The following is a 24,829-nucleotide window of genomic DNA, read 5'->3' as shown; positions in this document are numbered from 1 at the left end:
TCAAGACAAGTCGAGGTGTCACTATGATCACCGCCGTCCTCAATATCTTTGTCTCGATCTTCCAGCGCCTCGCGGTCTGGGGCGAGGCCCTCTTGGCCCTGTTCAATCTCCTGGTTGGCGGCATCAGGGCCCTGCCCGCGGGAGGGGTGGGCAGCTTCTTTCAAAAACCGGGTACACAGCGCTGGGTGTTTGCGCTGCTTCGAGGGGTTTGGCCGAACCTCTCGCTCAGCCGGGTCGTGATGAAGTGCTATGACAACACCGGCACCGCGCTCGTCACCCGGCGCGCCGACGTGATGGATGTGCTGAACAGAAATGCCGATTTCGAGGTAGTCTATGGCCCCCGGATGCGGCAACTGACCGAGGGAGAAAACTTCTTTCTGGGGATGCAGCCCGGCTGGGATTACACGCGCGATACCTCGGCGATGCGCCTTGCCGCGCGGATGACCGATGTCGCCGAGATCGTCCAACCGCGCGCGTCGGAGCTTGCCACCAAGATCGTCGACCAGAGCGGCGGCAAGATCGACATCGTCCCCGCGCTCACCCTCGAGGTGCCTTGGGACATGACCGACACCTATTTCGGCTGCGGTGGTGAGCGTCAGGCCATGCAAGAGTGGACGACGACGCTGTTTTGGTACTTGTTTCAGGATCTTGGCGCTGATCCGGAGAAGGGGAAGGTCGCGTTGGAGCAGGCCGCCGAGCTGCGCAGCTATCTCGATGCGCATATTGCGGAGCGCAAGGCCAACCCGACGACGGCGCCCGACATCCTCAACCGGTGCCTCGCGCTGCAATCCTCGGACACACCCGGCATGAGCGATCTGGGCATCCGCAATAACCTATTGGGTCTGCTGATCGGGGCGATCCCGACAATTTCCAAGGCGAGCTGCCTTGCGCTGGATGAGTTGCTCAACCGCCCCGACGCGCTGGCGTCGGCGCACCGCGCGGCGTTAAACGACGACGATGCCCTGCTGGCGCGGCATTGCTGGGAGGCACTGCGGTTCAATCCATTCAACCCGGTGATCTACCGCCGGGCGACGCACGACACGGAGGTCGCAACCTCGACATTGCGTCGGGTCAAGATCCGCAAGGGACAGATCGTCTTTGCGGCCAACTTCTCGGCCTGTTTTGACCGCTTCGAGATCCCCGAGCCCACCAGCTTCCGCACGGACCGACCCTGGGAGACCTACATGATCTGGGGCTACGGGATGCACAATTGCTTCGGCGATCAGATCAATCAGGCCGTCATCCCGGCGATCCTCAAACCGCTGCTCAAGCAGAAGAACCTGCGCCGGGCCAGCGGTGAGGCCGGCCAGATCAGCACCGGAGACCTCGGCTTTCCGGCGCATTTTCATCTCGAATTCGATACGTGAAAGGCGGCGGCGTGGCAGGCAAACCTCTCCTCGTAACGCTGCTGCCATCGTCCGGGGTGGATCTGGGCCGCTGGCTGCTGGCCCATTACGACGTTGACTATACCGAACGGCCGCATGCGCCGATCTTTCATGTGCTGGCGCTGAAATCCTGGGGACAGGGCAAGGATGACTATCCGCTCTTCGTGCATGCGGACGGGACCACCAAGACCGCAGGCTGCCTGAAAATCGCGGAGCTCTTTGACCCGGACGCCCCCGCAGAGAAGCGGCTTTTGCCCGATGCCGCGACCGAGCCGGACCGGGCGCAAGAGGTCGATGACATCGTCAAATACGCCTATTGGACGCTTGGCGACGACGTGGTGAATTGGTCCTATTGGAACTTCCTGAAGCACAAATCGGTCGTCTGGCCTTCGCTGACCACGCATGTGCCCTGGTACGAAAAGCTGACCTGTCTGTTGGCCTTCGGCACCATTCGGACGCTGATGTACAAGGGGCTGAAGCTAAACGAGGGCGTCGCGGACAGGTCATTGCAAAGCATCTACGAAGGCTGGGACAAATTCGACGCGATGCTGGCGGATGGGCGCCGCTATCTGGTCGGAGACCGGCTGTCGTATGCTGATCTGGCGACGGCGGCGGCGTTGGGGCCGATGATCCTGGCGCAAGGCTATCACGGGATGCTGCCCAACGAGGCTGCCTGCCCCGTGTTCATGCAGAAGGTCTACAAAGACCTGCGTCAACGACCGACGGGCCTCTTTATCCAGCGCATCTACAATGACCACCGTCCGGCGCAGTTGCTCTGCGTTTGACGCGGCGGCCATGGGGCGAGCGGTGTGACCGCGGCTTGGCGGGCTGGTCCTGGACTTCTCGACAAATGCGAACCTAGGCCGTTGCCGCCCCTTGGCCCGCGCGGCGGCCAAAAACAGTGCCGGAAGTCAGACCCGACCCGCCCGGATAGCCACCGAAGAACACGCCGCCCACAAGTTCGCCGCAGGCAAAGAGACCCGGGATTGCGGTCTCGTTGTCGGTGAGCACCGCGCCGCGTTCGTCAACTTTCAGCCCGCCATAGGTGAAGGTGATGCCTCCCGTCACCGGGAAGGCCTTGAACGGCGGCGTGTCGAGCGCCTGCGCCCAGTTTGTCTTGTCGAGCGCGAGGCCCTTTGTGCGCTTGCCGTCAAGAACCGTGGGATCAAAGGCGACCTCATCGTCCACGGCGGCGTTGAAGGCATTCAGCGTATTTAGGGCTGCGTCCGCATCGACCCCCGCCAGCTTTTGGGCCAGCTCTTCGAGCGTATCGGCCTCGACATAGCTCGCATCGTGAAAGCGGTATTCCCCGTAGAGGAGGTCAGAGACCTTGTCGTCGAAGACCTGCCAGGCGAAGTGCCCAGGCTGCTCGAGCACTGCGCGACCGAACTGCGCATAGGTGTAGTTGCGGAAATTGACGCCCTCGTCGACAAACCGGTCGCCCTTTGCGTTCAACATCACACCCAGGAAGTAACAAATCTTGCGATAGTTCTTCCGATCCTTGGGCGGCAGGTCGAGATTCCCGAAGTCCTTCATGTGCAAGTCCATCGGAGTCGCGTGGCAGCCGTCGAACTTGCCGTATCGCATCGCGCCCAGCTCAAACGCCATCCGCAACCCGTCGCCCGTGTTGCAGGGCGTGCCCCGGACCTTGGCCGCGGACCAATCGGAGCCGATTTGCGCAACGCGCATGTCATCGCTGGCCTCGAACCCGCCACAGGCGAGGATGACGGCATCCGCCGCGATTTCCTCATCGCCGACCCGCACGCCCACCACCGTTGCGTCGTTGGTCATCAGCCCGGTGACACCGGCCGCGTAGCGGATGCGCCCGCCCAGGCGCTGGAAGGCGGCAAGCTCCATGTCGAAGAGCCCCACACCTTCGTTCTCCGCGGCCAGGGTCAATCCGCCCCAGAAGATGTGCTTGCCGTCTTTCTCGAAACTCTGGCGGTCATAGATCGGCGCGTAGGTCACACCATGCCCGGCCAGCCAGCGAACAGCCTCATAGGACTGCGCGACCAGCACCTCCTGTTCGGGAGACAAGGGGCGCCCTTCGTTGAACCCCAGAAGATCATCCGCAAAATTCTGCGCGGTGTAGGAGCCGAAATCGGTATTGGGCAGGCGTGGATCATCCGGATCCGCGAGAAGCGGCAACAGTGCGTCGGAGCTGTCATAGGCGATGCGCATGGCACCGGCGGTGTATTTCGTATTGCCGCCCGCAAGCTCTGGCCCGGCCTTTTCCAGCATTAGCACATCCGCCCCCGCTTCCAGCGCGGCAATCCCGGCGGACATGGCGGCATTGCCCGATCCAACAACAATGATTTGCGGTTTCGACATTGGTCTCTCCTTTCGGCTAGACACCTTGTATCCGATTGGATACAATTTGCAATGGATGAATTCGAAACGGCAGACGATGACCCAGAAATCCAGCGGTGAGACGGCCTATGAGGCTTTGCTGGCGGCAATCCGCGAGGGCGTTTATCTGCCCGGAGACCGGTTGCGTGAAGAGGATGTGGGCGAGCGCCTGAAGCTGTCGCGCACGCCGGTGCGCGAAGCGCTGCGCCGGCTTGAGGCCGATCAGATCGTCGAGCACCGCCCCCGCATCGGGGCTGTCGTCCGGCGGCTGGAACATGCGGAGGTGGTCGAGCTTTACGAGATGCGTGTCGTGTTTGAACGCACCGCCGCTGAACTGGCCGTGAAGCATGGGACGGAGGCCGAATTCGATGCGCTCGATGACCTCAATCAGGAGATCGCGGCCGAGCGCGGCAACCCGGCGCGCGCCGCCGCGATCAATCAGGAGTTTCACCGGGGTCTTTACCTGGCGTGTCGCAACCGGTTTCTGCTGGAAGCGGCGCGCGCGCTGAACAATTCGCTGCTGTTGCTGGGCCCGACGACCTTCACCGACGAGGCGCGCATCGAGACCGTGGTGCGCCAGCATCAGACGATCATCGACGCGCTGAGATCCGGCGACGTAGAAGCGGCAGGTGCCGCGGCAGAAGCCCATCTGCAGACGTCGCTGCGGCAGCGGCTGAAGGCACTGGCGGAGTGATGCAGATTGCGCAGACCTTTCTGATCGCGCTTGTCGGTGTGGCCGTCTTTCATCTTCTGGCCGTTCCCCTGCCCTGGCTGCTGGGGCCGATTGGGGCCTGTCTGACCGCGGCGCTGCTGGGTGTTCCGCTGAAAGGTCTGAAACCGCTCAACGACGGGATGCGCACGGTCCTTGGCGTTGCGGTCGGCGCGACGCTGACACCGCCTGTTCTGGCCACCTTCCCGGCCATGTGGCCGACGCTGTTGCTGATCCCCGTGACGGTGTTCGTGATCGGTATTGTCGGGGTGCCGTACTTCCAGAGGGTCTGGAACTATGACTTTCCCACCGCTTACTATTCGGCGATGCCGGGTGGTCTGCAAGACATGCTGGCCTTTGGCGAAGATGCGGGCGGCAACATCCGCACGCTGTCGCTGATCCATGCGACGCGGGTGATGATCATCGTGGTGGCACTTCCCTTTCTGTTGAGCTGGGTCTGGGCGGCGGACCTGAGCAATCCGCCGGGGGTGCCGATGCAAACCGTGCCGCTGCAGGAGCTGCTGCTGATGGTCGCCTGTGCGTTGATCGGCTGGTGGGGGGCCAGGAAGATCGGCCTCTTCGGCGCGTCGATCCTCGGGCCGCTGATCCTGACCGCCGCCGTGACCCTCGCCGGTTTGCTGCACTTCCGACCGCCAGCCGAGGCGATATGGGCGGCCCAGTTCTTTATCGGAATGACCATAGGAGCGAAATATGCGGGCATCACGATGCAGGAGGTGCGCCGGGACCTACTCGCCGGCGCTGGCTTCTGCGCCATCCTGATCGTGTTGACCGTTGTGGTGGTCGAACTCGTCATTCTGGCCGATCTCGCGCCGGGAATGGAGGCCTTGCTGGCCTTCGCGCCGGGCGGTCAGGCGGAGCTGACCGTGTTGGCCCTGATCGTGGGCGCCGATGTGGCCTTTGTCGTGGCGCACCATATCCTGCGCATCTTCGTGGTGATCCTCGGGGCGCCTATCGCGGTCAGGCTGTTTTCTCCCAGACCTCGGGGTTGATCATGTGGATCGGCGCGCGGGCTGCGAAGGCATTGATCTGTTCGAAGATATCGGTGAACTGCAGGTCGAACTCATCCTCGGTGACGTAGCCGATGTGCGGTGTGGCTAGGACATTCGGATGGGTCAGAAGAGGATGCGCGGTATCTCGCAATGGTTCGGTGTCGAACACATCGACCGCCGCGTGAATCCGGCCCCGCGCAATCTCGGCCTCCAATGCACCGGCCGCCACAAGACCGGCGCGGGATGTATTCACGAACAGCGCCCGATCTTGCATAGCGGCCAGATCTTCTGCGGTGACACAACCGCGTGTGTCGGGTTTCAGACGCACATGCAGGCTGACGATGTCAGAGGCCGCAAAGAACGCCTGTCGGCTCTCCGGCACAGTCTCTCCATCCGCCTGCGCGCGGGCCCGCCCAGCTTCTGAGCTCCACCATTGAACTTTCATGCCAATCGCTTTGGCGTAACCCGCGACGGCTTGGCCAATGCGACCGTAGCCGTAGAGCCCAAGCGTCCGCCCTCTGAGGGTTCGCCCGACGCCTGCCTGCCAGTCCCCGGCGCGGATCGAGGCGACCTGCTGCGGGATCTGGCGATAGCTGGCCAGGACCAGCGCGAGCGTATGCTCCGCAGCCGCATAAGACGGGGTGTCGGAATGCATGTTGGAACAGAGCAGCACATCGTTTCGGGTGCAGGCTGCCACATCGACATGCGGATAGACGCTTCGTTGCGAGATCAGCTGCAGGGCCGGGAGCTTCTCGAGCAGGTCCGGGCCAATCTTGGTGCGTTCGCGAAAGAGCACAAGCGCATCGGCCTCCGCCACGCGCTGCGCGAGCGCCGTCGGATCGAGTTCGTGGTCGGTCCAGACGGTCACGTCATGGTCCCGCAGAAGCTCGAAACATGGCAGACCCCGCAAAGTGTCAAACCAGTCATCGAGGATGTGAACCTTCACCGGCTTTCAACGCCTGCGGTTGGGGATGGCGTGCGCGGGGTGGCGACGAAGCGCGGGCCTTCAAGGGCGCGCAATGCTTCGGACACTGAGCCGCGCAGCCCGATCAGGTAGTTGTACTGCGCATCGCATCCCGAGACGGGCGTTGGATAGCTGCGGAGTTCGTCCTGCAGCAATTGCCGCGCCATGTTCAGCTCGGCCTTGGCGACAATGAGGCAATCTTCAGAAGTCATGGGGAGTCTCCAGATTTTTGTATACCATAGTATACCAAATATGCTGAAGTCAATGATCTGCCCATATGGAGCGCGGTACAAAGACCTCGCCTGCGGCCAGTTTTCGCGCTGTGCGCACCAGCCCGGCGGAGATGACATCAAACCCGTTGCCGCCATTCGTATGCGCCACGGTCACGTCGAGATGACCCATCGGATGCTCAAGGCGCAGCCGGCTGGGCGAGCCATCGAGCCCCGATGCGAGGCCCTCGGCCACAGTGCCCGGGCAGAGCAGGCAGGCGCTCAGGCATTGTGAGCCGGTGACGGCAAGGGTGGGATGCGTGTTCCAAGGCATGAAGTATCGCACTGCTGCCGTGCCCCCGTTTTTCGCCGGGGCAAGCACCCCGAACTTGGGCGTGACAGAGGTGGAGACATCCCCCATGCCCATTAACACCGCGGCCTTGAGGCGCACCGCTTCCATGCGCGCGAAAAACGCACGGTTGTCATCAAGCTCGGCGGCGGTTTCCGCGCCTGACAGCCCGAAGTCACTGGCCCGGGCCATGACCATGGGCATGGCCACATCCATGCAGCTGACCTCGATACCGTCGATCACGTCAATCTGGTTGCCGGTGGGGAACATGGCGCCCGTCGCCCCGCCCACCACGTCGTGGAACATGAGCTCAATCGGTGCGGCCGTTCCGGGCACACCATCGATCTGCGCGTCACCGTCATAGACCACCGCACCGCCATCGGTCTGGACATGGGCCAGAACGCGGGCACCGGTGTTGACCGCGCGGATGCGCACCTCGGTTGTCGCGCCGGTGGCTGCAACCAGGCCCATCTCGATAGCAGCAGGCCCGACACCGACGAGGATGTTGCCGCAGGTCGGCTTGAAGTCGACCAGACCGTCTTCGACCCCAACCTGGGCGAAGAAATAATCCACGTCGGCCCAGTCATCCTCGGACCGAGACAGCATCGCCACCTTGGTGGTCACCGCCGCGCCGCCACCGATCCCGTCAATGTTGAGCGGATGGCCGGAGCCGACGAGGGCGACCAGCACGCGGGCGAGCGTTTCGGGATCATCCGGCAAGTCCTCGCACCGCATATAGGGCCCGCGCGACGAGCCCCCGCGCATGAACAGAAACGGGATCGCACGCTGGGTCATGTGAGCGGCCACGGCAGATCGACATAAGACTGCAAAAGACCCTGCGGGAAATCGCGATTGAGCACACCGGCCATGGCGCACATGAAGGCGATGCCCGCCGCCGTGTAGGCCGTGGCGAACCCGAGACTGCGCCCGGCGCGATACCGGATGAACCCAAAGAGGAAGATCGCGAGCGCCAGGATGAAGCCCAGCAGCGCGGTCAGGACCAGAAGCCCGGCGAACCACGCCAGGGTCGACCAAAGGCCATGCGCATTGGCGTCCTGATCAATGAGTTCACGGTCGGCAAAGAGCGGATGGGTTTCGGGCCGGATCATCATCTGTACCAGCAGGATGACGCAGGCCAGGATGGTGACGCCGGAGACGAAGCGTGGGAACACACGGTCGGCTGCCGCATAGTCGGGGATCATCGCCGCGTTGGTGAAGGCCACTGCCAGGTACCCCAGCACGACCAGCAGGAAGATGAGCGGCGCGCGTTTGGCGCCGCTGTCGACCGCGCCCTCGGCCATGATCGTCTTGGCTTGCCGCAGGCCCACCACCACCGAGATCAGCGTGATGACGATCAGCACGATGACGATGGGCGAGAAGATGTAGTCCATCCCCTCCTCGAAGCTCTTGCGGAAGCGGGACTGTGCGATCTGCACGGCCTGGTTTGCATAGGTTTCCGCAGGGTTCGACAGGACGAAACCGATCAGGAAAGCGGGCCGCGACCAGTCAAAGCGGCGCATCATTATGCCGAGCAACCCGATTGCGAAGAGCGCCACGAGGTCCATGATATCCTGGCCGGACTGAAAGGCCGCGAAGCTGATGATCATGAAGAGGAAGGGCGCGAGCAGCGCAAAGGAGATCGTGGTGAGCCGCGCAATACCACCCGAGGCCGCGATGCAGATGAGCGTGCCCGCCACATTGGCCAGCGCCAGAAGCCAGACGATGGCATAGGTGATGTCGAGGTTGTTCTTCAGCATGGAGGGGCCGACCTCGATATTGCCGGAGCCAAGCAGCGCAATCGCTCCGATGAAGATCGCCATGGACCCCGAGCCGGGGATGCCGAAGAGAAGCGTTGGCACGAGCCCGCCGCCTTCCTTGGCGTTGTTCGAGCTTTCAGGCCCGATCACGCCACGGATTTCGCCCGAGCCGAATTTCGATTTGTCCTTGGTGGTCTGCACCGAATGGCCATAGGCGATCCAGTCCACCACCGAGCCCCCCAGGCCGGGGATCACACCGACCACAACGCCGATGATCGAACAGCGGACCGAGAGCCAGATGTTGGCGAACCAGTCCCGCACGCCGCCGATCCAGCCGCCACCGAGAGGCGAGCGGTCAGAGATGGAGCGATCCTGCCGCAGCAGGGCGACGATTTCGGGGATCGCGAAGATACCGAGGCCAACGATCACCAGCTTCAGCCCGTCAACCAGATAGGGCATGTCATAGGTGGCCATGCGCAGTTCACCTGCGCTGTCGCCCTCGCCAATGGTGCCGATCATCATGCCGAGGCCCGCCGCCGCGATGCCTTTGAGCGCGACGCGACCGGCGAGAATGCCGACCATCGACAGGCCGAAGATCGTGATCATCAAGAGCTCTGGCGTGCGGAATTCCAGCACGATGGGTCGTGCGACGAGAATGAAGACCGTGAGGAAGGCCGCGCCGACAAGGCCGCCGAAGAGGGACGACGCGAAGGCCGCGGACAGGGCACGCGCCGCTTCGCCTTTCTTGGCGAGCGGGAAGCCATCAAGCACGGTCGCCTGCGAGGCGGAAGACCCCGGGATGCCCATCAGCACGCTGGCGAAGGTGTCGGAGGTGGGCACCACGGCGACCATCCCAATCATCAGCGCGAGGCCCAGAACCGGGTCCATGCCGAACATGAAGGGCAGGAGCAGCGACAGACCCGCAATCCCGCCGAGGCCGGGGAAAACGCCGATGCACAGGCCCATTACGACACCGAGGACAAGATATCCAAGAACGATTGGTTGCAGGATCAGACCTGCCGCATCCCCGAGCGCGGGGAGCGCGACCGAAACGAAGTCCATCGGACGACCTCCAGCTGAAAGTATTGGCCCCGGAGCGTGACGCGCCGGGGCCGGATTTTGGGGATCAGTTCAGCGTGACGCCGTAGCGTTCACTGAGCCAGTTGACCACAAAGCTCTTTGCAGCCTCTGGCACTTCCGTGGCGCTGGCCAGAGCGCCCTTGGCCTCTTCACCGGTCATCTGCGGATAGACGCCAAGGCGACCCGACGAGATTTCACTGAAGTCGGCACGGGCCTTGATGGCCTCGAATGCGGCTGTGTAGGTCGCTTGCGCATCCTCAGAGGCGCCTGCGGGCAGGAACACCATCTTTTGCGCCGGAAACCCGGCAACGAAGAAGGCCTTCCAGGCATCCCACTGCTCGCCACTGGTCTCGCAGCCTTCGGTCGCCTCGCAAACCTCCTTGAAGGTCGGCATGTCGGGGAAGGTCGGGTCGCGCACGATGCTGCCATCGGCGTCGAGCGCGCCCCAGGACATCATCGGCACGGCTGTGCCCGCCTCAACAAGGGGGGTCACGCCCTTGAGGTACGACGACGAGGTCTGATAGTCGATATTCGCTTCGCCACGCTCGAACATCAGGCGCCCATCGCCGCGGCCTTTGATGCCAAAGACCGGCTCGACATTGAGGCCCAGCATCTCCCAGGCCAGAAGCGGCACCAGATCGAGGCGCGTGGCCCCTTGCGAGCCATAGATAAAGTCTGTGTCCTGCAGCCCCGAGGCATCGAGACCATCCATTTTCGCGGCCAGATCAGGCTGCAGATAGGCGACGCCGCCTGTGCCGGAGGCCAGGACGACGTTCCAATCGTTGTATTCGTAGCGCACACGCGGATCGTCCAGCAGATAGGGGAATTGCGTCGAGCCAGAGGAGCCGAAGATCAGCGTGCCGTCGTCATAGCTCTGTTGTTGGAACCAGTTGGCCCCCTTGGTCGATCCCGCACCGGGCATGAATTTCACGACAACGGTGGGGCTGCCCGGCAGCGCCTCGGACAACAGCGGCGCATAGAAGTTGGCCCATTTTGCCGAGCCGCCGGTTTCCGAGAATGGGATCACCCATTCCACCGTTTTGCCTTCAAGATCGATGCCATGGCCGTCTGCGGATGCCTGGGTCGCAAGGCCTGCAGCCGCCGCGGCCACAAGGCTCATCGCCACGCGGCGCGTGGTTTTCATTGGTGTCATAATATCCTCCCTAATCCGGCACGACCGTCGCGCCGGAACCCTTTTGAGCCGATTGATTCTCCGGTTCTCTGATTGATTGTTGGCGCATTAACCTTGCACGAACCCTTCATAGCGATGAAAACTTGGGCATGCGCATCGTGCTCGTGGAAGACAACAAGAGCCTCCGGAAGGGGATCGCCTACCGCCTCAGCGACGACGGGCACGCGGTAGATCTGTTGGACAATGGCGACGATGCAGATCAGTTCCTGCAGCAGGAGGACTGCGATCTCGTCATCCTCGATATCAACCTGCCGGGACGGGATGGTCTCGAAGTTCTGGAAGGCATGCGGCGGCGCAACGACCCGCGCCCGGTGATCCTGCTGACGGCACGGTCAACCACCAAGGACAGGGTCGTCGGATTGGACGCCGGGGCCGATGACTATTTGGTCAAACCATTCGAGATGGACGAGCTCGCGGCCCGGATCAGAGCGCTGGCGCGGCGCAAGGAGATCGCGCCGCGGCGCACCATTGATATTGGCGTGCTGACACTGGATGTGGAGACCCCGCAGCTTCTGGCCGGTCGCGACCCTATCGACGTGCCGCGTCGGGAACTCTCGGTGCTGGTGGCTCTTGCCGAAGCCGGTGGCACGCCCGTGTCCAAGGACAGCCTGCTCGACAAGACTTATGGCGTTGGCAGCAACACGGACGACAAGGTGGTCGAGGTCTATGTCTCCCGGCTGCGGCGGCGCCTGTCGGCCTATGACATCTCGATCCGCGTGCATCGTGGGATCGGCTATGCGCTCGTCACGGCGGATTGATGGGGCAGGTTTGGTCTCTGCGCGGGCGGCTGACCGCGATCATTCTCGTCCCGCTCCTGCTGGTCGCGACGCTGGTGGGATTCTGGCAGCTCAACAACGCGCGACAGACCGCGACGGACGTCTTCGACAAAAGCCTGCTGGCCGCCGCCCTCGCCGTTGCGAATGACGTGACGATCTCAGGCGGCGACGCGCTGTCCCCCCGCACGCGAGACCTCTTGTCCGACACCTCCGGCGGTCGCGTGTTCTATCACGTCTATGCCCCGGACGGCGTGATCGTCGCAGGCTATGCCACGCCACCGGTCGGCATTCCGAGCCCCAGCGAAGAGGCCACGGCGCCGAACTACTTCGAAGCCCGTTATCTCGGCCAGACCGTCCACGGCGTGCGTTTGCAGAACCGCACCCAAGTCGACGGGTTCGCGGGGATCTTTACTACAACCGTCTGGCAAGAGGCCTCGGTGCGGACCGCGTTCGTGCGCGATCTTCTGCTGCGATCGCTCATGGCAATCTCGGGTCTGATTGCGGCTGTGGCCCTGATCGTCTGGTTCGGCATTCGGATCGGCCTGCGACCCTTGACGGATCTGGAAGCAGCGATTGCCAGCCGCAGCAGCGATGAGCTGTCGCCGATCAAACGCGCCGTGCCGCAGGAGGTTGGCGGCATCGTCGCCACCCTGAACCGTTTGTTCGGCCAGGTGACACGGAGCATGGCGGCGCAATCGGAGTTCATCTCCAACGCGGCGCATCAGCTCAAAAACCCGATCGCGGGTGTTCTTTCATTGGCCGAAGCGCTGAAGACGGCGCCGGATTGGACCGAGGCGCAAAGACGCTCGGCCGATCTTCTGGACGCCGCGCGCGAGACGGCAAGCCTGACCCAGAAACTCCTCTTTCTCGAGCGGGCGAAAGCGATCAGCCCCGATGTGGCGATGGAGAGCTTTGATCTGGATCGCGCGTTTCGGGACTGGGCCGACGAGATGGAGACACCCGCAGGGCATGTGCCGCGTGTCGCATTTGATGCGGCGGGGGCTCTGGGGCACATGACCGGTGATGAAACCATGATCCGCGAGGCGCTGCGCAACCTGGTCGACAATGCGCTGAGCCACGGTGGCGCGTGGCTGACCGACGTGCACGTCAGCATCAAGCGAATGACAGGCGCGGTCGTTCTCACGGTGTGTGATGACGGTGTCGGGCTGACCGCGGAGCAACAAGACGCCGCCCGCGAGCGGTTTCGGACCGTCGCAGCGACATCCGGCTCCGGCCTCGGCCTGTCCATCGCGGAGGCAGTTGCACAGGCGCATGGTGGCGCCCTCACGCTTCGCGCTCTCGAGCGCGGGCTCGAGGTCGAACTGCGCCTGTCAGGCGATGGGCGCTAATGCGAGCAGCTGCATTGGCAGAGACGGGGCTGACTGCCTAGTGGTCTCTGCTGCACAGATCCGCCCTTGAAATCTTTCACTGACTTTCCATTCGCAGGAGTTGAGCAGGTGAGATGCGGGTGTGCATGGTCACCTATGATTGCTGGCGAAAATCCCGCTGAACTGGAGGTCTGTTGGCGTTGTCGAAGAGACCCCGGCGTTGATGCTGGACCTCAGCTTCGTCGGTCCTTTCGAGATAATCATCAGCGTCGAGAACATCGCGACGGGTGATAACCCCGACCCTGCAAGGAGACCAAACCGGCCACATAGGCGAGAGGATCATATCTCCCAAAGATGCCAAAAACTGGTGATCCCGGCAGGATTCGAACCTGCAACCTGCCCCTTAGGAGGGGGCTGCTCTATCCAGTTGAGCCACGGGACCACCTGCGCCGGGTGTAGAGCAACTCCGGCACTTTGTCATCGCCGGAATGCCGCCGTCGAAGTGCGCTTGCGAGCAAGGCCGCACCTGCGGTACGAAGGGGCAACAAACGCAGGACATGTGCAGTGACAAGACCCAAGCAGCGCCCGTTGACCCTTCGCGATGTATCGGAAGCCTGCGGGGTGTCGGAGATGACGGTCAGCCGGGTGCTGCGCAACCGCGGCGACGTCTCTGAAGCGACGCGCAAGAAGGTGCTCGAGGCGGCCAAGTCGCTGGGATATGTGCCCAATCAGATTGCAGGATCGCTGGCGTCACAGCGGGTGAACCTTGTCGCTGTGATCATCCCGTCGCTGTCCAACATGGTTTTTCCTGAAGTGCTGACAGGCATCAACAAGACCTTCGACGGCACGCCGCTGCAACCGGTTGTCGGCGTGACAGATTACCTGCCCGAGAAAGAGGAGCAGGTGCTGTACGAGATGCTGTCCTGGCGACCCTCGGGGGTGATCATCGCGGGGCTCGAGCACTCCGATCCAGCTCGTGCGATGCTGCAGAATGCTGGCATCCCGGTGGTGGAGATCATGGACACCGACGGCAACCCGGTGGATGCGATGGTGGGCATTTCGCACCGCCGCGCGGGGCGCATGATGGCCGCCGCGATCCTCAAGGAAGGCTATACGCGCATCGGGTTTATGGGCACGAAGATGCCGCTGGATCACCGCGCGCGGAAGCGCTTCGAGGGGTTTACCGAAGGGCTGACCAAGGCCGGGATCGAGATCGAAGCGCGGGATTTCTACTCGGGCGGCTCGGCTCTGGCCAAGGGCCGTGAAATGACCGAAGCGATGCTGGAGACCGCCCCGGAGCTCGATTTTCTTTACTATTCCAATGATATGATCGGGGCAGGTGGGCTGCTTTACCTGCTCGATCAGGGGATTGATGTCCCCGGCCAGATTGGGCTCGCAGGCTTCAACGGGGTTGAGCTGCTGCAGGGGCTGCCGCGCAAGCTGGCGACGATGGATGCCTGCCGGTTGGAGATTGGAGCGGCGGCGGCGCAGATCATCCTCGACCGAAGCGCGCTGCCCGAGGACGCCGATCCTGGCGAGCCTGCGCGCATTTCCCTCACGCCGACGATCACCTACGGGGACACCTTGCGCCGCAACCAACGCGGATGAACACCGCGGTTCTGGACAACACCTCCGCGCGGCGGCTGTTTCTTGATCGTCACGCCTTGAGCGAACACCCTGCCGGACCGGCCAAGGGTGCAGACCTGCTGGCGCTGATCGAGCGGTTGGGGTTTGTCCAGCTTGACAGCATCAACACGCTGGCGCGCGCGCATGATCTGATCCTGTTTTCCCGGCGCCCGGCCTACCGGCCCAAGGCGCTCAAGCTGCTCTATGAACGGGATCGTCAGTTGTTTGAGCATTGGACCCATGATGCGGCGGTGATCCCCATGGCCTTCTATCGCCAGTGGCAGCTGCGGCGGGAACGGGACGCGGCGCGGCTGCGGGAAAAGTGGAGCGCATGGCGGCGGGACGGGTTCGAGGCGCAGTTCCAGCCGGTCTTGGACCAGATCCGGGAGCAGGGGCCGCTGTGCTCGTCCGACGTCGGTCTGGACGAGAAACGCAGCTCCGGCGGTTGGTGGGATTGGCACCCGTCCAAGACGGCGTTGGAGTATCTATGGCGCAGCGGGGCCCTGTGTGTGGTGGGGCGCGACAGCTTCCGCAAGCGGTATGATCTGACGGAGCGCGTGATCGACACAGAGCTTTGCGATCCGTTGGACCCGGAGGAGCATGCGGAGATCGTCAACTGGTGCTGCGCTGGGGCGCTGGACCGGTTGGGCTTTGCAACGCCCGCGGAGATCGCCGCGTTCTGGGATCATGTGACGCTGGATGAGGCCAAGGCATGGTGCGCCGAAGCCTTGGCGCGGGGGGAGTTGCAGCCGGTCGAGGTGATCTGCACAAATGGTAAGACACAGAACTGCTATGCCCAGCCGGACATTCTGGCCGATCCGGCATTGAGCATGGAGCCGGCATCGCGGTTGCGGGTGCTGAGCCCTTTTGATCCGGCGTTGCGAGACCGCAAACGCGCAGAGCGGCTGTTTGGTTTCGACTATCGGATCGAGATTTTTGTGCCGGAGGCAAAGCGAAAGTACGGGTACTATGTCTTTCCGATCCTCGAAGGCGATCGGCTTGTGGGCCGCGTGGACATGAAGGCCTTTCGCGACCGGGATGTGCTGCAGGTGCGCGCACTCTGGCCGGAGCCACGGGTGCGGTGGGGCAAGGGGCGCGTCGCCGCCTTCGAAGCAGAGCTCGCGCGGCTTACCCGTCTGGCGGGCGTGGGGCATGTCGCGTTCGACGACGGCTGGTTAAGAGCGTCCTAGCACCACAGCAGCAATCTGCGCGCGGGGAGGCATGCTGACAGCGGTCCGGGTCAGGCGCGCGCCCGCTTTGCCGGGTGTGCCAAGGTATACCCGGCAAAGCGGGCGCCACGCAGCTCAAACCCCTACGGAAAAAGGGAGCGACAGCGCAAAGCTCAGTAGGTGGTCGCCGCCCGCGCCGCTTGATCGTATTGCCCGGACATCAGACGCAGCAGCGAGGCGGCATGACTCACTTGCTCTGGCTCAAGCCCCAGCTCACCCACAGCCCGCAGCAGCAAGCCTTCGCGGATCTCGCGATAGCGGACGCAGGTCTCAGCCCCTTTCTCGGTCGCCGCCACGGTCTTTTCCTTGCCTTGTCGCCCGTCTTTCACCAACCCCGCCTTGATCAGCTTTTTCACTGCATAGTTCACCGTATGCGTATCCTCGACATTCAGCACAAGGCAGATGTCGGCAAGCTTCTTCGGGCGATCCCGGTGATAGACTGAGTGCAGCACCAGCACGTCGAGCGCGCCTAACTCTGGATAGCCTGCCATGGCAATCGCGCGCACCATCCAACGGTGAAAGGCGTTGTTGGCCAGCGTCAGCCCAAACTCCAGCTCGGAAATTTCGGCAAACGATCCGCTCGCCAGATGCGCGGAGGAGACGACAGGGCCCAGAAATCCATCAGACATACCCGAATTCTCCGCAACGCAGACATTTTGTCAACATTTTGTTGACGTGTTGTGAAAGTTCGTCAGTATTGACGCTAGGGAATCACCTCGCCGTGCCATGGGCCGTCCGCGAGGTGCATTGCTCGTGTGACAGGGGCCAACCTCTGCGCGCGGATAAACAGACGACCAACAAGGGAAAACCAAATGACATTCACACGAGATTTGATGGCGGGCGCGGCAGCTCTGGCACTGACGGCAGGCACCAGTCTGGCCGCAGAGAAATGGGACATGCCGATGGCTTATTCGGCGTCCAATTTTCATTCGGAGAACGGCGTGGCCTTCGCGGAATGCGTGGGCGCGGGCACAAATGGCGAGATCACCATTGAGGTGCATCCGGGCGGCTCGCTCTTTGCAGGCGCCGATATCAAGCGCGCGATCCAGACCGGTCAGGTGCAGATCGGGGAACGTCTGCTCTCTGGTCACCAGAACGAAAGCGCCGTTTTCGGGTTCGATTCGGTGCCCTTCCTGGCACCCTCTTTTGACGACAGCGAAAAGCTTTACGCTGCTGCCAAGCCCAAGATCGAAGCGCTGCTGGATGAGCAGAACCTGGAACTGCTTTATGCCGTGCCGTGGCCGCCACAGGGGCTCTACTTCAAGAAGGAAGTGAACAGCGTTGCGGATATGGAAGGCGTCAAGTTCCGCTCCTACAACAACACGACGAGCCGCCTGGCGGAGCTGACAGGGATGCTGCCGGTGACGGTGGAGGCGGCTGAAATCAGCCAGGCCTTTGCCACCGGTGTGGCGGAGTCGATGGTCTCCTCTGGAGCCACCGGATATGACCGCAAAGTTTGGGAAAGCCTCACGCATTTTTACGAGGTCGATGCCTGGCTGCCGCGCAACTATGTGATGGTCAACCAAGACGTCTGGGCCGATGTGTCCGACGCCAACAAGGAAACGATCCGGGCTTGTGCCACTGAGGCCGAAGCGCGGGGACTGCAGGCCTCCAAGGACTACACGCAATTCACCATGGACGGGTTGGCTGAAGGTGGAATGACTGTGCAACCGGCTGGTGACGCCCTGATGGGCGAGCTGCGCGAGATCGGCGCGACCATGACCGCCGAGTGGCTGGAAGCGGCAGGTGAAGACGGCGCGGCCCTTGTCGATGCCTTTAAAGCGTCGCAATAAGCGACCTCCGGGCGGTGCGTGACGCGCCGCCCTTTTCCCAAGACAGCACTAGAGGGTGAGCCGGTGACTGCGATCCGCAAGACGCTTGATTTTCTGTATCTGGCCTCCGGCGTGGCGGCGGCGCTCTGCCTCATTGCCATTCTGGGGCTGATCGTGGCGCAGATGGTGGCGCGCTGGACGGGTGAGATTTTCCCGGGCGCGCCCGACTACGCGGGCTATGCCATGGCCGCGGCGAGCTTTCTGGCCTTTGCCAATGCGCTCAATCGCGGGGCGCACATCCGCGTGTCGATCCTGCTGAACGCCGTCACCGCGAAGACCCGCCGGGTGCTGGAAATCTGGTGTTTTGCTATTGCTGCGGCGGTCGCGTGGTACTTCACCTACTACGCCTATTGGTTCGTCTACTGGTCGTGGAAGTTCAATGAGGTGAGCCAGGGGCAGGACGCCACGGCGCTGTGGATCCCACAATCGGTCATGGTGATCGGCGGCGGGCTGATGGCGATTGCGCTGACGGACAATCTCTTGGCCGTGATCTTCAAAGGTGACCACCGGATCGTGCGCGAGACGGTGGACGAAAGTTTCGAGGCCTGATGTCATGACCGAACTTTACGCGATCATACTTTTCCTGATTGTCCTCTTCCTGCTGCTGGGCACGGGCGTCTGGGTTGGCCTGGCGCTGATGGGCGTGGCCTGGGTGGGGATGGAGCTCTTCACCACGCGGCCCGTGGGCGACACGATGATCACCACGATCTGGGCGTCGTCGTCGAGCTGGACGCTCACCGCCCTGCCGCTCTTCATCTGGATGGGGGAGATCCTCTACCGCACGCGGCTCTCTGAAGACATGTTCAAGGGGTTGTCGCCCTGGCTCGCGCGGATGCCTGGCGGTTTGGTGCATACGAATATTGTCTCCTGCACGATATTTGCCGCTGTCTCGGGGTCCTCGGCGGCCACGCTGACAACGGTAGGTAAGATGGCCATCCCGGAGCTGCGCGCGCGGGAGTATCCCGAGAAGATGGTGATCGGCACGCTGGCCGGCGCGGCCACGCTGGGGCTGATGATCCCGCCGTCGATTGCGCTCATCGTCTATGGCGTGACCGTAAACGAAAGCATCACCAAGCTCTTCTTTGCAGGCGTCTTCCCGGGGCTGATCCTCGCCGGGATGTTCATGGCCTATGTCGCCATTGTCTCGAAGGTCTCACCTTCATGGAACCCGAAGATGGACACCGGGCTGAGCTTTGCCGAAAAGCTGCGGAACTCTCGCTTCCTGCTGCCGGTGCTGATGCTCATCACAGTCGTGATCGGCTCGATGTACGGCGGTTATGCGACGGCAACGGAAGCGGCGGCGATTGGCGTGATCGGCGCACTGGTGCTCGCAGCGGCGCAGGGGTCGCTGACGCCTACCACCTTCCGCGCGAGCCTGATGGGCGCGATGCGGACAAGTGCCATGATCGCGTTGATCCTTGCGGGTGCTGCCTTCCTCAAATTGTCGATGGGCTTCACCGGCCTGCCCCGCGCGCTCGCCGACAATATCGCGGCGATGGAGTTGGGGCGATTCGAGCTGCTGATGGCGCTTCTCGTCTTCTATATCATCCTCGGCATGTTCCTCGACGGGATCTCGGCGGTGGTGCTGACCATGGCGATTGTCGAGCCCATGGTGCGCGAGGCAGGGATCGACCTGATCTGGTTCGGTATCTTCGTCGTGGTTGTCGTCGAGATGGCGCAGATCACACCACCCATCGGCTTCAACCTCTTCGTGCTGCAGGGCATGACCCGCCACGAGATGGGGTACATCACCAAGGCCGCGCTGCCGATGTTCCTGATCATGGTGCTGATGGTCTTTGTGCTGATCTGGTTCCCTGGCATCGCCACCTGGTTGCCGGACAATATCCGAAACACGCCTTAGATGCTCTGGGCCCTGAGCTTATGCGCCACGTACTCTCGCACCCTGCTGATCCTCGGCCTTCTGGCCGGGATCGCCCTGCCCGGGGTCGCCGCCGCGATGGCGCCATGGCTGCCAGAGATGGTGGCCGTGTTGTTGGTGATCACCGCCTTTCGGATCGGGCATCGTGCGGCCTTTGGTGCGCTCAGCGATCTGCGGTGGAGCCTGCCTGCGGTGCTGGTGCTGCAATTGGTGGTGCCGCTGGCAGTGGCCGGGGTCGCGCGTCTGAGCGGGCTGGGCGGCACGCCTGTGGTGCTGGCGCTGGTGCTGGCCTCAGCCGCACCGACCATCGCGGGCGGGGCCTCGCTGGCGATCATTCTGCGACAGGATCCGGGGCGCATGATGCAGTTTCTTGTCCTCGGGACTGCGCTCTTTCCCCTGACGCTGCTGCCGGTCCTGGTGGCCGTGCCGGTGGTCGTCGACGTCTACTTCCTGCTCGGCGTCGGGCTGCGCGCGCTGCTGATCATCCTCGGCGCTGCGGCGCTCGGCTTTCTGTTGCGGCATTGGCTCTTGCCGGTGGCAAGCCCTGCCCAAACCAAGGCGATGGATGGGGCGTCGGTGTTCTTCTTTGCTGTGATCGTCGTAGGCCTGATGGCCGCGCTTGGCCCCGTGCTGCGCAGCGATCCGCTTGCCGCGCTGCTCTGGGCCATGGCCGCTTTTGGGCTGTCCTTTGGGCTACAGGGTCTGGCGCTGCTCGTCTTGCGGGGTACAACGCTGGCACACGTGAGCGGGCCGCTGGCGTTGGCCGCGGGCAACCGGAATATCGCGCTCTTTCTCGTCACCCTGCCGCCCGAGATCATGGCGCCGGTGATGATCTTCGTGGCCTGCTGGCAGCTCCCGATGTATCTCACGCCGATCCTGCTCTCGCCGCTCTACCGGCTGGCACCCGCGTATGACGCATAGCCTCACCATCAGACGCGTCGGTCTCACGGGCCTGCTGGTCAGCTTCGGCGACCGGATGAGCGAGCCTGCCAACCGGGCGGCTTTGGCCTTCCGCAGCGCCGTTGACGCCGAGGGTTGGCCGGAGGTGAGCGAGACAATGATGACGCTCGTCTCGGTCTTCGTGGCCGTCGATCTGGTGACCGTGCCCGCCGAAACGGTCGAAGACCGGCTGCGGGCTCTGCTGGCGCGGGAAGACTGGTTTGCGGCCCCGCTGCCCGGCGGTCGCACGCTGTGGCATGTGCCAACGGTCTATGGCACCGACCTTGCACCGCAGCTGGAAGAGGCGGCGGAGGTCGCCGGGCTCGATCCCGACGAGGCGATCCGGCAGCTTTCGACCGCGCGGGTACGCGTTTTGACATTAGGGTTTGCGCCGGGCCAGCCCTATCTGGGGGAGCTACCAGAGATCTGGAACATCCCGCGCCAGCAGGGTCTGACCAAGAGCGTACCGCGCGGCGCGCTCGTCACTGCGATCCGGCAGCTGATCATTTTCACCGGGCCGACGCCGACAGGCTGGCGGCATGTGGGCCAGACCGCCTTTCGCAATTTCGACCAACAGGCAGATGTGCCTTTTGCGCTTTCGCCCGGGGACGAGTTGGTTTTTCCTGCCATCGACCGCGTGACCTTCGACAAACTGACCGCATCCGAAAGCTATGGCGCCGCCGAGCGCGAGGCGCTGGCATGAGCGGTGCTTTGGCCATCCTGAGTGCCGGGCCCGCGCTTAGCCTGCAAGACCTCGGGCGCAGCGGCTACCTGGCCAAGGGTCTGACGCGCGGCGGCGCGGTGGATCTGCTTGCGCTGCACGAAGGAGCGGCCCTGCTCGGTCAGACGCCAGACTGCGCCGCGGTGGAGATGATGGGGTTTGGCGGCACCTTCGAGGCCAATGTCGACACCGTCATCGCACTCACCGGCGCCGAGATGACCGCAACGTTGGATGGCGCACCGCTCATCTGGAATGCCAGTCACGCGTTGCCCGCAGGGGCCAAGCTGGTGATCGGTGGCGTGCGGGCGGGCACCTATGGCTATCTGCATGTGGCGGGCGGCTTCGACACAACGCTCGAGATGGGCGCGCGCTCGGCGCATCTGACTGCAGGGATTGGCAAGCTGCTGCAGGCCGGGGATAGCTTGCCGATCAGCCCGAGCACGGCGCGGTCGGGTCTGTTCCTCACACCAGACGATCGTTTGAGCGGCGGTGTGATCCGTGTTCTGCCATCGTTTCAGTCGGAGCTGTTTTCCGCGGACACCCGCGCGCGTTTCTGTAAGACGCTCTTTCGCCGTGACCCCCGTGCGAACCGGCAAGGCGTGCGGCTGGATATGGAGGGGGAAGGCTTCCACGCGGACGGCGGGCTGAGCATCGTTTCCGAAGTCATCACCGCCGGCGATATCCAGGTCACCGGCGACGGCGCGCCTTATGTGCTGATGTGCGAGAGCCAGACTACCGGTGGTTATCCCCGGATCGGAACGGTCATCGCCGCAGATCTGCCGATGGTCGCGCAGGCCGCCGCAGGAACCGAGTTGCGCTTTGAATGGGTCTCTCTGGGGGAGGCCATCGACATCGAAACCCGCGCGCGGGCGGCGATCAAAGCCTTGCCGTCGCGCATCAAACCGCTGGTCCGTGACCCGCGTGAGATCGCCGATCTGCTAAGCTATCAACTCGTGAGCGGCGCGGTCTCGGCCACCGCCGACCCTTTTGCCATGACAGGAGAGCCACAATGACCCGTGTAGATCTGAACGCCGATATGGGCGAGAGCTTCGGGCCGTGGACCATGGGCGATGATCCGGCCCTCCTGCAGACCGTCACCTCCGCGAACATCGCCTGCGGCGCCCATGCGGGTGACCCGTCGGTGATGGCGCAGACCATGCGGATCGCGATGGAAAACGGCGTCGGCATCGGCGCGCACCCGGGTTTTGCGGATCTGCAGGGCTTTGGACGGCGGCGTCTGACTATCCCGCGCGCTGAGTTACAGGACCTGATCCGCTTTCAGGTGGCCGCCTCTGTCGGGGTGGCCCGCGCGCTGGGAGGGCGTGTCCGGCATCTGAAGCTGCACGGCGCCTTGGCCAATATGGCCTCCGAAGACGAGGCGCTGGCGCGGGATTGCTATGAGGCGGCGCTGTCGGTCGATCCCGACCTGATCGTCATGGTGCTCTGCGCGACTGCGCAAGAACAGGCCGTGCGCGCCTTGGGCTGCGCCTTTGCCGGCGAGATTTTCGCCGACCGCGCCTACAACGAGGATGCCACGCTGGTGGACCGTAGCCTTGAGGGCGCGGTGATCCACGACCCGGAGCTTGCCGGGCAACGCATGGTCGAGATGGTGCAGGCGGGCGCGATCCTGACCGCATCCGGCAAGCGGATCGACACAGGGATCGACACCATTTGCCTGCACGGCGATACGCCTACAGCGGTGCAGATCGCCCGCTCCGTACGGGGAGCTTTGGAAGCGGCAGGTGTGACCGTCACGCAGTTCGACGGGCGGACGGCGTGACACAAGTCGAGTGAGCACAGACCCGCAGATCGCCGGTCGTGCGAACCCAAACGGCGATGCGCGGGACTCGGCCAGAGCCGGACCGCCCTAGACCGGGCCGCCGTTCACAACCTGCTCAGGGTGACGCTCTGACCAGTCCGCCAGAATGTCCGCGAGTTCCGGCACCCCCGCCAGGTCTGCCGCCCGGCGCGGCAGCGGCACGCCGGCCTCAAGTGCGCGGGTCAGGCAGGCGGCGTGGTCGCGGTCTCTTCGCTGCGGACAGTTCTCCGAGCCATGCAGGATGGTCGAGAGCAGCGTACCGCCATAGCCATTCTGGTGCTCCAGATCAGCGCCCAGATCCATGAAGTAGCGCATCACCTCGGGCAACCCTTCCCAGCCCGCCACGTGCAGCGGGGTCAACCCTTCGGCATCCGGCAGATCGAAGGGTACGCCAAGCGCCACCAGCCGCTTGATGTGATCGAGCTTGCCCGGCAAATGCAGGATCATGCGGATGATATTGCGATAGGCGTCCGGCAGATCGGCTGGGTCCAGCTTGGCGCCCTCGGTGCTTCTGCCCGCGGCGGCAGCGGCCAGCAGCTCTTCCACCGGGCTGAGCGCGGGCGGCGCTGTCCGGGCCTCGATGGCCCGTGTCAGCGCCTCGTTGCCGAAGACCCGCGCGTAGGCATAGGCTGAGCAGCCCTCGAACACTTCTTCCGGGTCAGCGCCCGCCGCGAGTAACATCTCGATCATCTCAGGCCCGCACATCCGCCGCGCGGCCTGATGCAGCGCCGGAATGACCCACGGACGCTCGCCGCCCACATGGGCACCGTTGAACTCGCTGGGCTTGGCCCCGGCGGCGATCAGCATCTTGACCGCCTCGACATCTTCGAAGTCCATCGCGCGCAGCAGCGCATTTGTCCCTGCCGGGTCCGCACCATGTTCGAGCAGCATTCGCAGCCCCTCATGATGCCCCAGCTCGGTCGCGTGATAGAGCGACTCGCCGTCGTTCGGATCAGCCCCCTGCTCCAACAGCCAGCGCCCCAGCACCATGTTGTTCGCATGGCCAATCGCGCCATAGAGGGCAGAGAGCTGGTGGTCGTTCTCGGGTGCGACGGGCATGGAGTCGTTCACGCTGGCGCCATGGGCCACCAACAGCTCCGCGATGGCGATCATCTGCGGCGCCAGGTCGGGGCGGTGATGGATGTAGCCGGAGAAGGCCAGATGACAGATGGGCGTGCGCGGGCCCAACGGCGTGGTTGCCGCGCCTGCGTCCCGCGCCAGGGCCGCTTCGACCGCCGCCTGATCATAGAGCGCGATCTGCAGACCGAGCAGCCCGTCCGTAAGGTCGGGCGTATCGGCCAGCAGCCGGTCGATCACATGGACCTGACCCTCGAAGACGGCGATCTTCAGCCGCTGCTGTCGCGCGGCGCGGTCGAGTCCCTGCAGCTCGGCCGCAAGCTTGAGCGCGGGCCAGCTTTCGAACCGCGCCTCGCGGGCAATCACATGCAGGAAGTCCGCGTGTTTGAGCGCCACGCCCTCCGGGCGCGGCGGATAGTTGGCCACCCGCTGGCGGGCATAGGTCTCTCCCGCCTCGTAGGCTTTGCGAAGCGCCTTGGCATCACGGCGCAGTTGGTCAAGAGATATGGTCATGGGTTTCCTCACATCTGGCCCTGTGGTCCGCTTGGTCGGGCATGAGAAACACCAAAGTGTCCGTCTGGTACTGTGAGGGGTGCCGA

Annotated in this window: 23 protein-coding genes and 1 tRNA gene; 15 read left to right on the top strand and 9 right to left on the bottom strand. The window is 63.6% G+C overall.

The annotated features are described in order from the left end of the window. The first annotated feature begins 23 nt into the window (after positions 1-23). A complete protein-coding gene (locus ACVC7O_RS01880; protein ID WP_458324415.1) occupies positions 24-1,367 on the top strand; it encodes a cytochrome P450 in 1,344 nt (447 codons plus the stop codon). Between the two features lie 11 nt (positions 1,368-1,378). Further along, a complete protein-coding gene (locus ACVC7O_RS01875; RefSeq protein WP_458324414.1) occupies positions 1,379-2,170 on the top strand; it encodes a glutathione S-transferase C-terminal domain-containing protein in 792 nt (263 codons plus the stop codon). 73 nt (positions 2,171-2,243) lie between these two features. Here the strand turns inward: ACVC7O_RS01875 and tcuA are convergent, their stop codons facing one another. Next, positions 2,244-3,716: an FAD-dependent tricarballylate dehydrogenase TcuA gene (gene tcuA, locus ACVC7O_RS01870; protein WP_458324413.1), complete on the bottom strand. Its 1,473-nt coding sequence runs from the start codon at positions 3,714-3,716 to the stop codon at positions 2,244-2,246. Positions 3,717-3,792: 76 nt separating this feature from the next. Between tcuA and ACVC7O_RS01865 the strand changes: the two genes are divergently transcribed. Together ACVC7O_RS01865 and ACVC7O_RS01860 are read left to right on the top strand one after the other, a co-directional pair. Continuing rightward, a complete protein-coding gene (locus ACVC7O_RS01865; protein ID WP_458324412.1) occupies positions 3,793-4,428 on the top strand; it encodes a GntR family transcriptional regulator in 636 nt (211 codons plus the stop codon). Then, positions 4,428-5,453: an AbrB family transcriptional regulator gene (locus tag ACVC7O_RS01860; protein WP_458324411.1), complete on the top strand. Its 1,026-nt coding sequence runs from the start codon at positions 4,428-4,430 to the stop codon at positions 5,451-5,453. The genes ACVC7O_RS01865 and ACVC7O_RS01860 overlap by 1 nt, the downstream gene beginning before the upstream one ends. On the opposite strand, the gene ACVC7O_RS01855 is transcribed toward ACVC7O_RS01860, so the two are convergent. From ACVC7O_RS01855 to ACVC7O_RS01835, 5 genes are all read right to left on the bottom strand, one after another. Further along, a complete protein-coding gene (locus ACVC7O_RS01855; protein WP_458324410.1) occupies positions 5,422-6,399 on the bottom strand; it encodes a D-2-hydroxyacid dehydrogenase family protein in 978 nt (325 codons plus the stop codon). The genes ACVC7O_RS01860 and ACVC7O_RS01855 overlap by 32 nt on opposite strands. Next, entirely contained in the window at positions 6,396-6,629 is a 234-nt protein-coding gene (locus ACVC7O_RS01850; RefSeq protein WP_458324409.1) for a hypothetical protein, read from the bottom strand. Before ACVC7O_RS01850 ends, ACVC7O_RS01855 begins: the two co-directional genes overlap by 4 nt. Before the next feature lie 49 nt (positions 6,630-6,678). Next, positions 6,679-7,770, bottom strand: coding sequence for a 4-oxalomesaconate tautomerase (locus ACVC7O_RS01845; RefSeq protein ID WP_458324408.1), 1,092 nt, complete (start codon positions 7,768-7,770; stop codon positions 6,679-6,681). Continuing rightward, positions 7,767-9,794, bottom strand: coding sequence for a tripartite tricarboxylate transporter permease (locus tag ACVC7O_RS01840; protein ID WP_458324407.1), 2,028 nt, complete (start codon positions 9,792-9,794; stop codon positions 7,767-7,769). The genes ACVC7O_RS01845 and ACVC7O_RS01840 overlap by 4 nt, the downstream gene beginning before the upstream one ends. 64 nt (positions 9,795-9,858) lie before the next feature. Next, the gene (locus tag ACVC7O_RS01835; protein ID WP_458324406.1) at positions 9,859-10,965 is read right to left on the bottom strand and encodes a tricarboxylate transporter; all 1,107 of its coding nucleotides are present in this window, start codon (positions 10,963-10,965) and stop codon (positions 9,859-9,861) included. 128 nt (positions 10,966-11,093) lie between these two features. On the opposite strand from ACVC7O_RS01835, the gene ACVC7O_RS01830 reads away from it, so the two are divergent. Continuing rightward, positions 11,094-11,762: a response regulator gene (locus ACVC7O_RS01830; RefSeq protein WP_458324405.1), complete on the top strand. Its 669-nt coding sequence runs from the start codon at positions 11,094-11,096 to the stop codon at positions 11,760-11,762. After that, positions 11,762-13,129, top strand: coding sequence for a sensor histidine kinase (locus ACVC7O_RS01825; RefSeq protein ID WP_458324404.1), 1,368 nt, complete (start codon positions 11,762-11,764; stop codon positions 13,127-13,129). Before ACVC7O_RS01830 ends, ACVC7O_RS01825 begins: the two co-directional genes overlap by 1 nt. 344 nt (positions 13,130-13,473) lie before the next feature. Here ACVC7O_RS01825 and ACVC7O_RS01820 read toward each other — a convergent pair. Continuing rightward, a tRNA-Arg gene (locus ACVC7O_RS01820) sits at positions 13,474-13,550 on the bottom strand. Positions 13,551-13,738: 188 nt separating this feature from the next. On the opposite strand from ACVC7O_RS01820, the gene ACVC7O_RS01815 reads away from it, so the two are divergent. Further along, positions 13,739-14,716 carry a LacI family DNA-binding transcriptional regulator gene (locus tag ACVC7O_RS01815; RefSeq protein WP_458326017.1) on the top strand — a complete coding sequence of 326 codons (978 nt, stop codon included), beginning with the start codon at positions 13,739-13,741 and terminating at the stop codon, positions 14,714-14,716. Next, entirely contained in the window at positions 14,713-15,924 is a 1,212-nt protein-coding gene (locus ACVC7O_RS01810; RefSeq protein ID WP_458324403.1) for a winged helix-turn-helix domain-containing protein, read from the top strand. The genes ACVC7O_RS01815 and ACVC7O_RS01810 overlap by 4 nt, the downstream gene beginning before the upstream one ends. 152 nt (positions 15,925-16,076) lie before the next feature. Here ACVC7O_RS01810 and ACVC7O_RS01805 read toward each other — a convergent pair whose 3' ends face one another. Continuing rightward, on the bottom strand, positions 16,077-16,592 hold the full coding sequence (locus tag ACVC7O_RS01805; RefSeq protein ID WP_458324402.1) for a winged helix DNA-binding protein: 516 nt from the start codon (positions 16,590-16,592) through the stop codon (positions 16,077-16,079). Positions 16,593-16,775: 183 nt separating this feature from the next. On the opposite strand from ACVC7O_RS01805, the gene ACVC7O_RS01800 reads away from it, so the two are divergent. From ACVC7O_RS01800 to ACVC7O_RS01770, 7 genes are all read left to right on the top strand, one after another. After that, positions 16,776-17,756: a TRAP transporter substrate-binding protein gene (locus ACVC7O_RS01800; RefSeq protein WP_458324401.1), complete on the top strand. Its 981-nt coding sequence runs from the start codon at positions 16,776-16,778 to the stop codon at positions 17,754-17,756. 63 nt (positions 17,757-17,819) lie between these two features. Continuing rightward, positions 17,820-18,344 carry a TRAP transporter small permease gene (locus tag ACVC7O_RS01795; protein WP_458326016.1) on the top strand — a complete coding sequence of 175 codons (525 nt, stop codon included), beginning with the start codon at positions 17,820-17,822 and terminating at the stop codon, positions 18,342-18,344. A gap of 4 nt (positions 18,345-18,348) precedes the next feature. Continuing rightward, positions 18,349-19,656 carry a TRAP transporter large permease gene (locus ACVC7O_RS01790; RefSeq protein WP_458324400.1) on the top strand — a complete coding sequence of 436 codons (1,308 nt, stop codon included), beginning with the start codon at positions 18,349-18,351 and terminating at the stop codon, positions 19,654-19,656. Further along, positions 19,657-20,595, top strand: coding sequence for a hypothetical protein (locus ACVC7O_RS01785; protein ID WP_458324399.1), 939 nt, complete (start codon positions 19,657-19,659; stop codon positions 20,593-20,595). It abuts the gene before it with no gap. Beyond that, entirely contained in the window at positions 20,585-21,316 is a 732-nt protein-coding gene (locus ACVC7O_RS01780; protein WP_458324398.1) for a 5-oxoprolinase subunit B family protein, read from the top strand. Before ACVC7O_RS01785 ends, ACVC7O_RS01780 begins: the two co-directional genes overlap by 11 nt. Next, positions 21,313-22,347 carry a 5-oxoprolinase subunit C family protein gene (locus tag ACVC7O_RS01775; RefSeq protein ID WP_458324397.1) on the top strand — a complete coding sequence of 345 codons (1,035 nt, stop codon included), beginning with the start codon at positions 21,313-21,315 and terminating at the stop codon, positions 22,345-22,347. The genes ACVC7O_RS01780 and ACVC7O_RS01775 overlap by 4 nt, the downstream gene beginning before the upstream one ends. After that, entirely contained in the window at positions 22,344-23,114 is a 771-nt protein-coding gene (locus ACVC7O_RS01770) for a LamB/YcsF family protein (RefSeq protein ID WP_458324396.1), read from the top strand. Before ACVC7O_RS01775 ends, ACVC7O_RS01770 begins: the two co-directional genes overlap by 4 nt. Positions 23,115-23,201: 87 nt before the next feature. Here the strand turns inward: ACVC7O_RS01770 and ACVC7O_RS01765 are convergent, their stop codons facing one another. Then, entirely contained in the window at positions 23,202-24,743 is a 1,542-nt protein-coding gene (locus tag ACVC7O_RS01765; protein WP_458324395.1) for an ankyrin repeat domain-containing protein, read from the bottom strand. Positions 24,744-24,829 lie beyond the last annotated feature (86 nt).

The sequence above is a fragment of the Roseobacter cerffii genome (genome assembly GCF_054226325.1).
The sequence above is the reverse complement of the archived record's forward strand: the minus strand, read 5'-3'. Positions and strand labels throughout refer to the sequence as shown.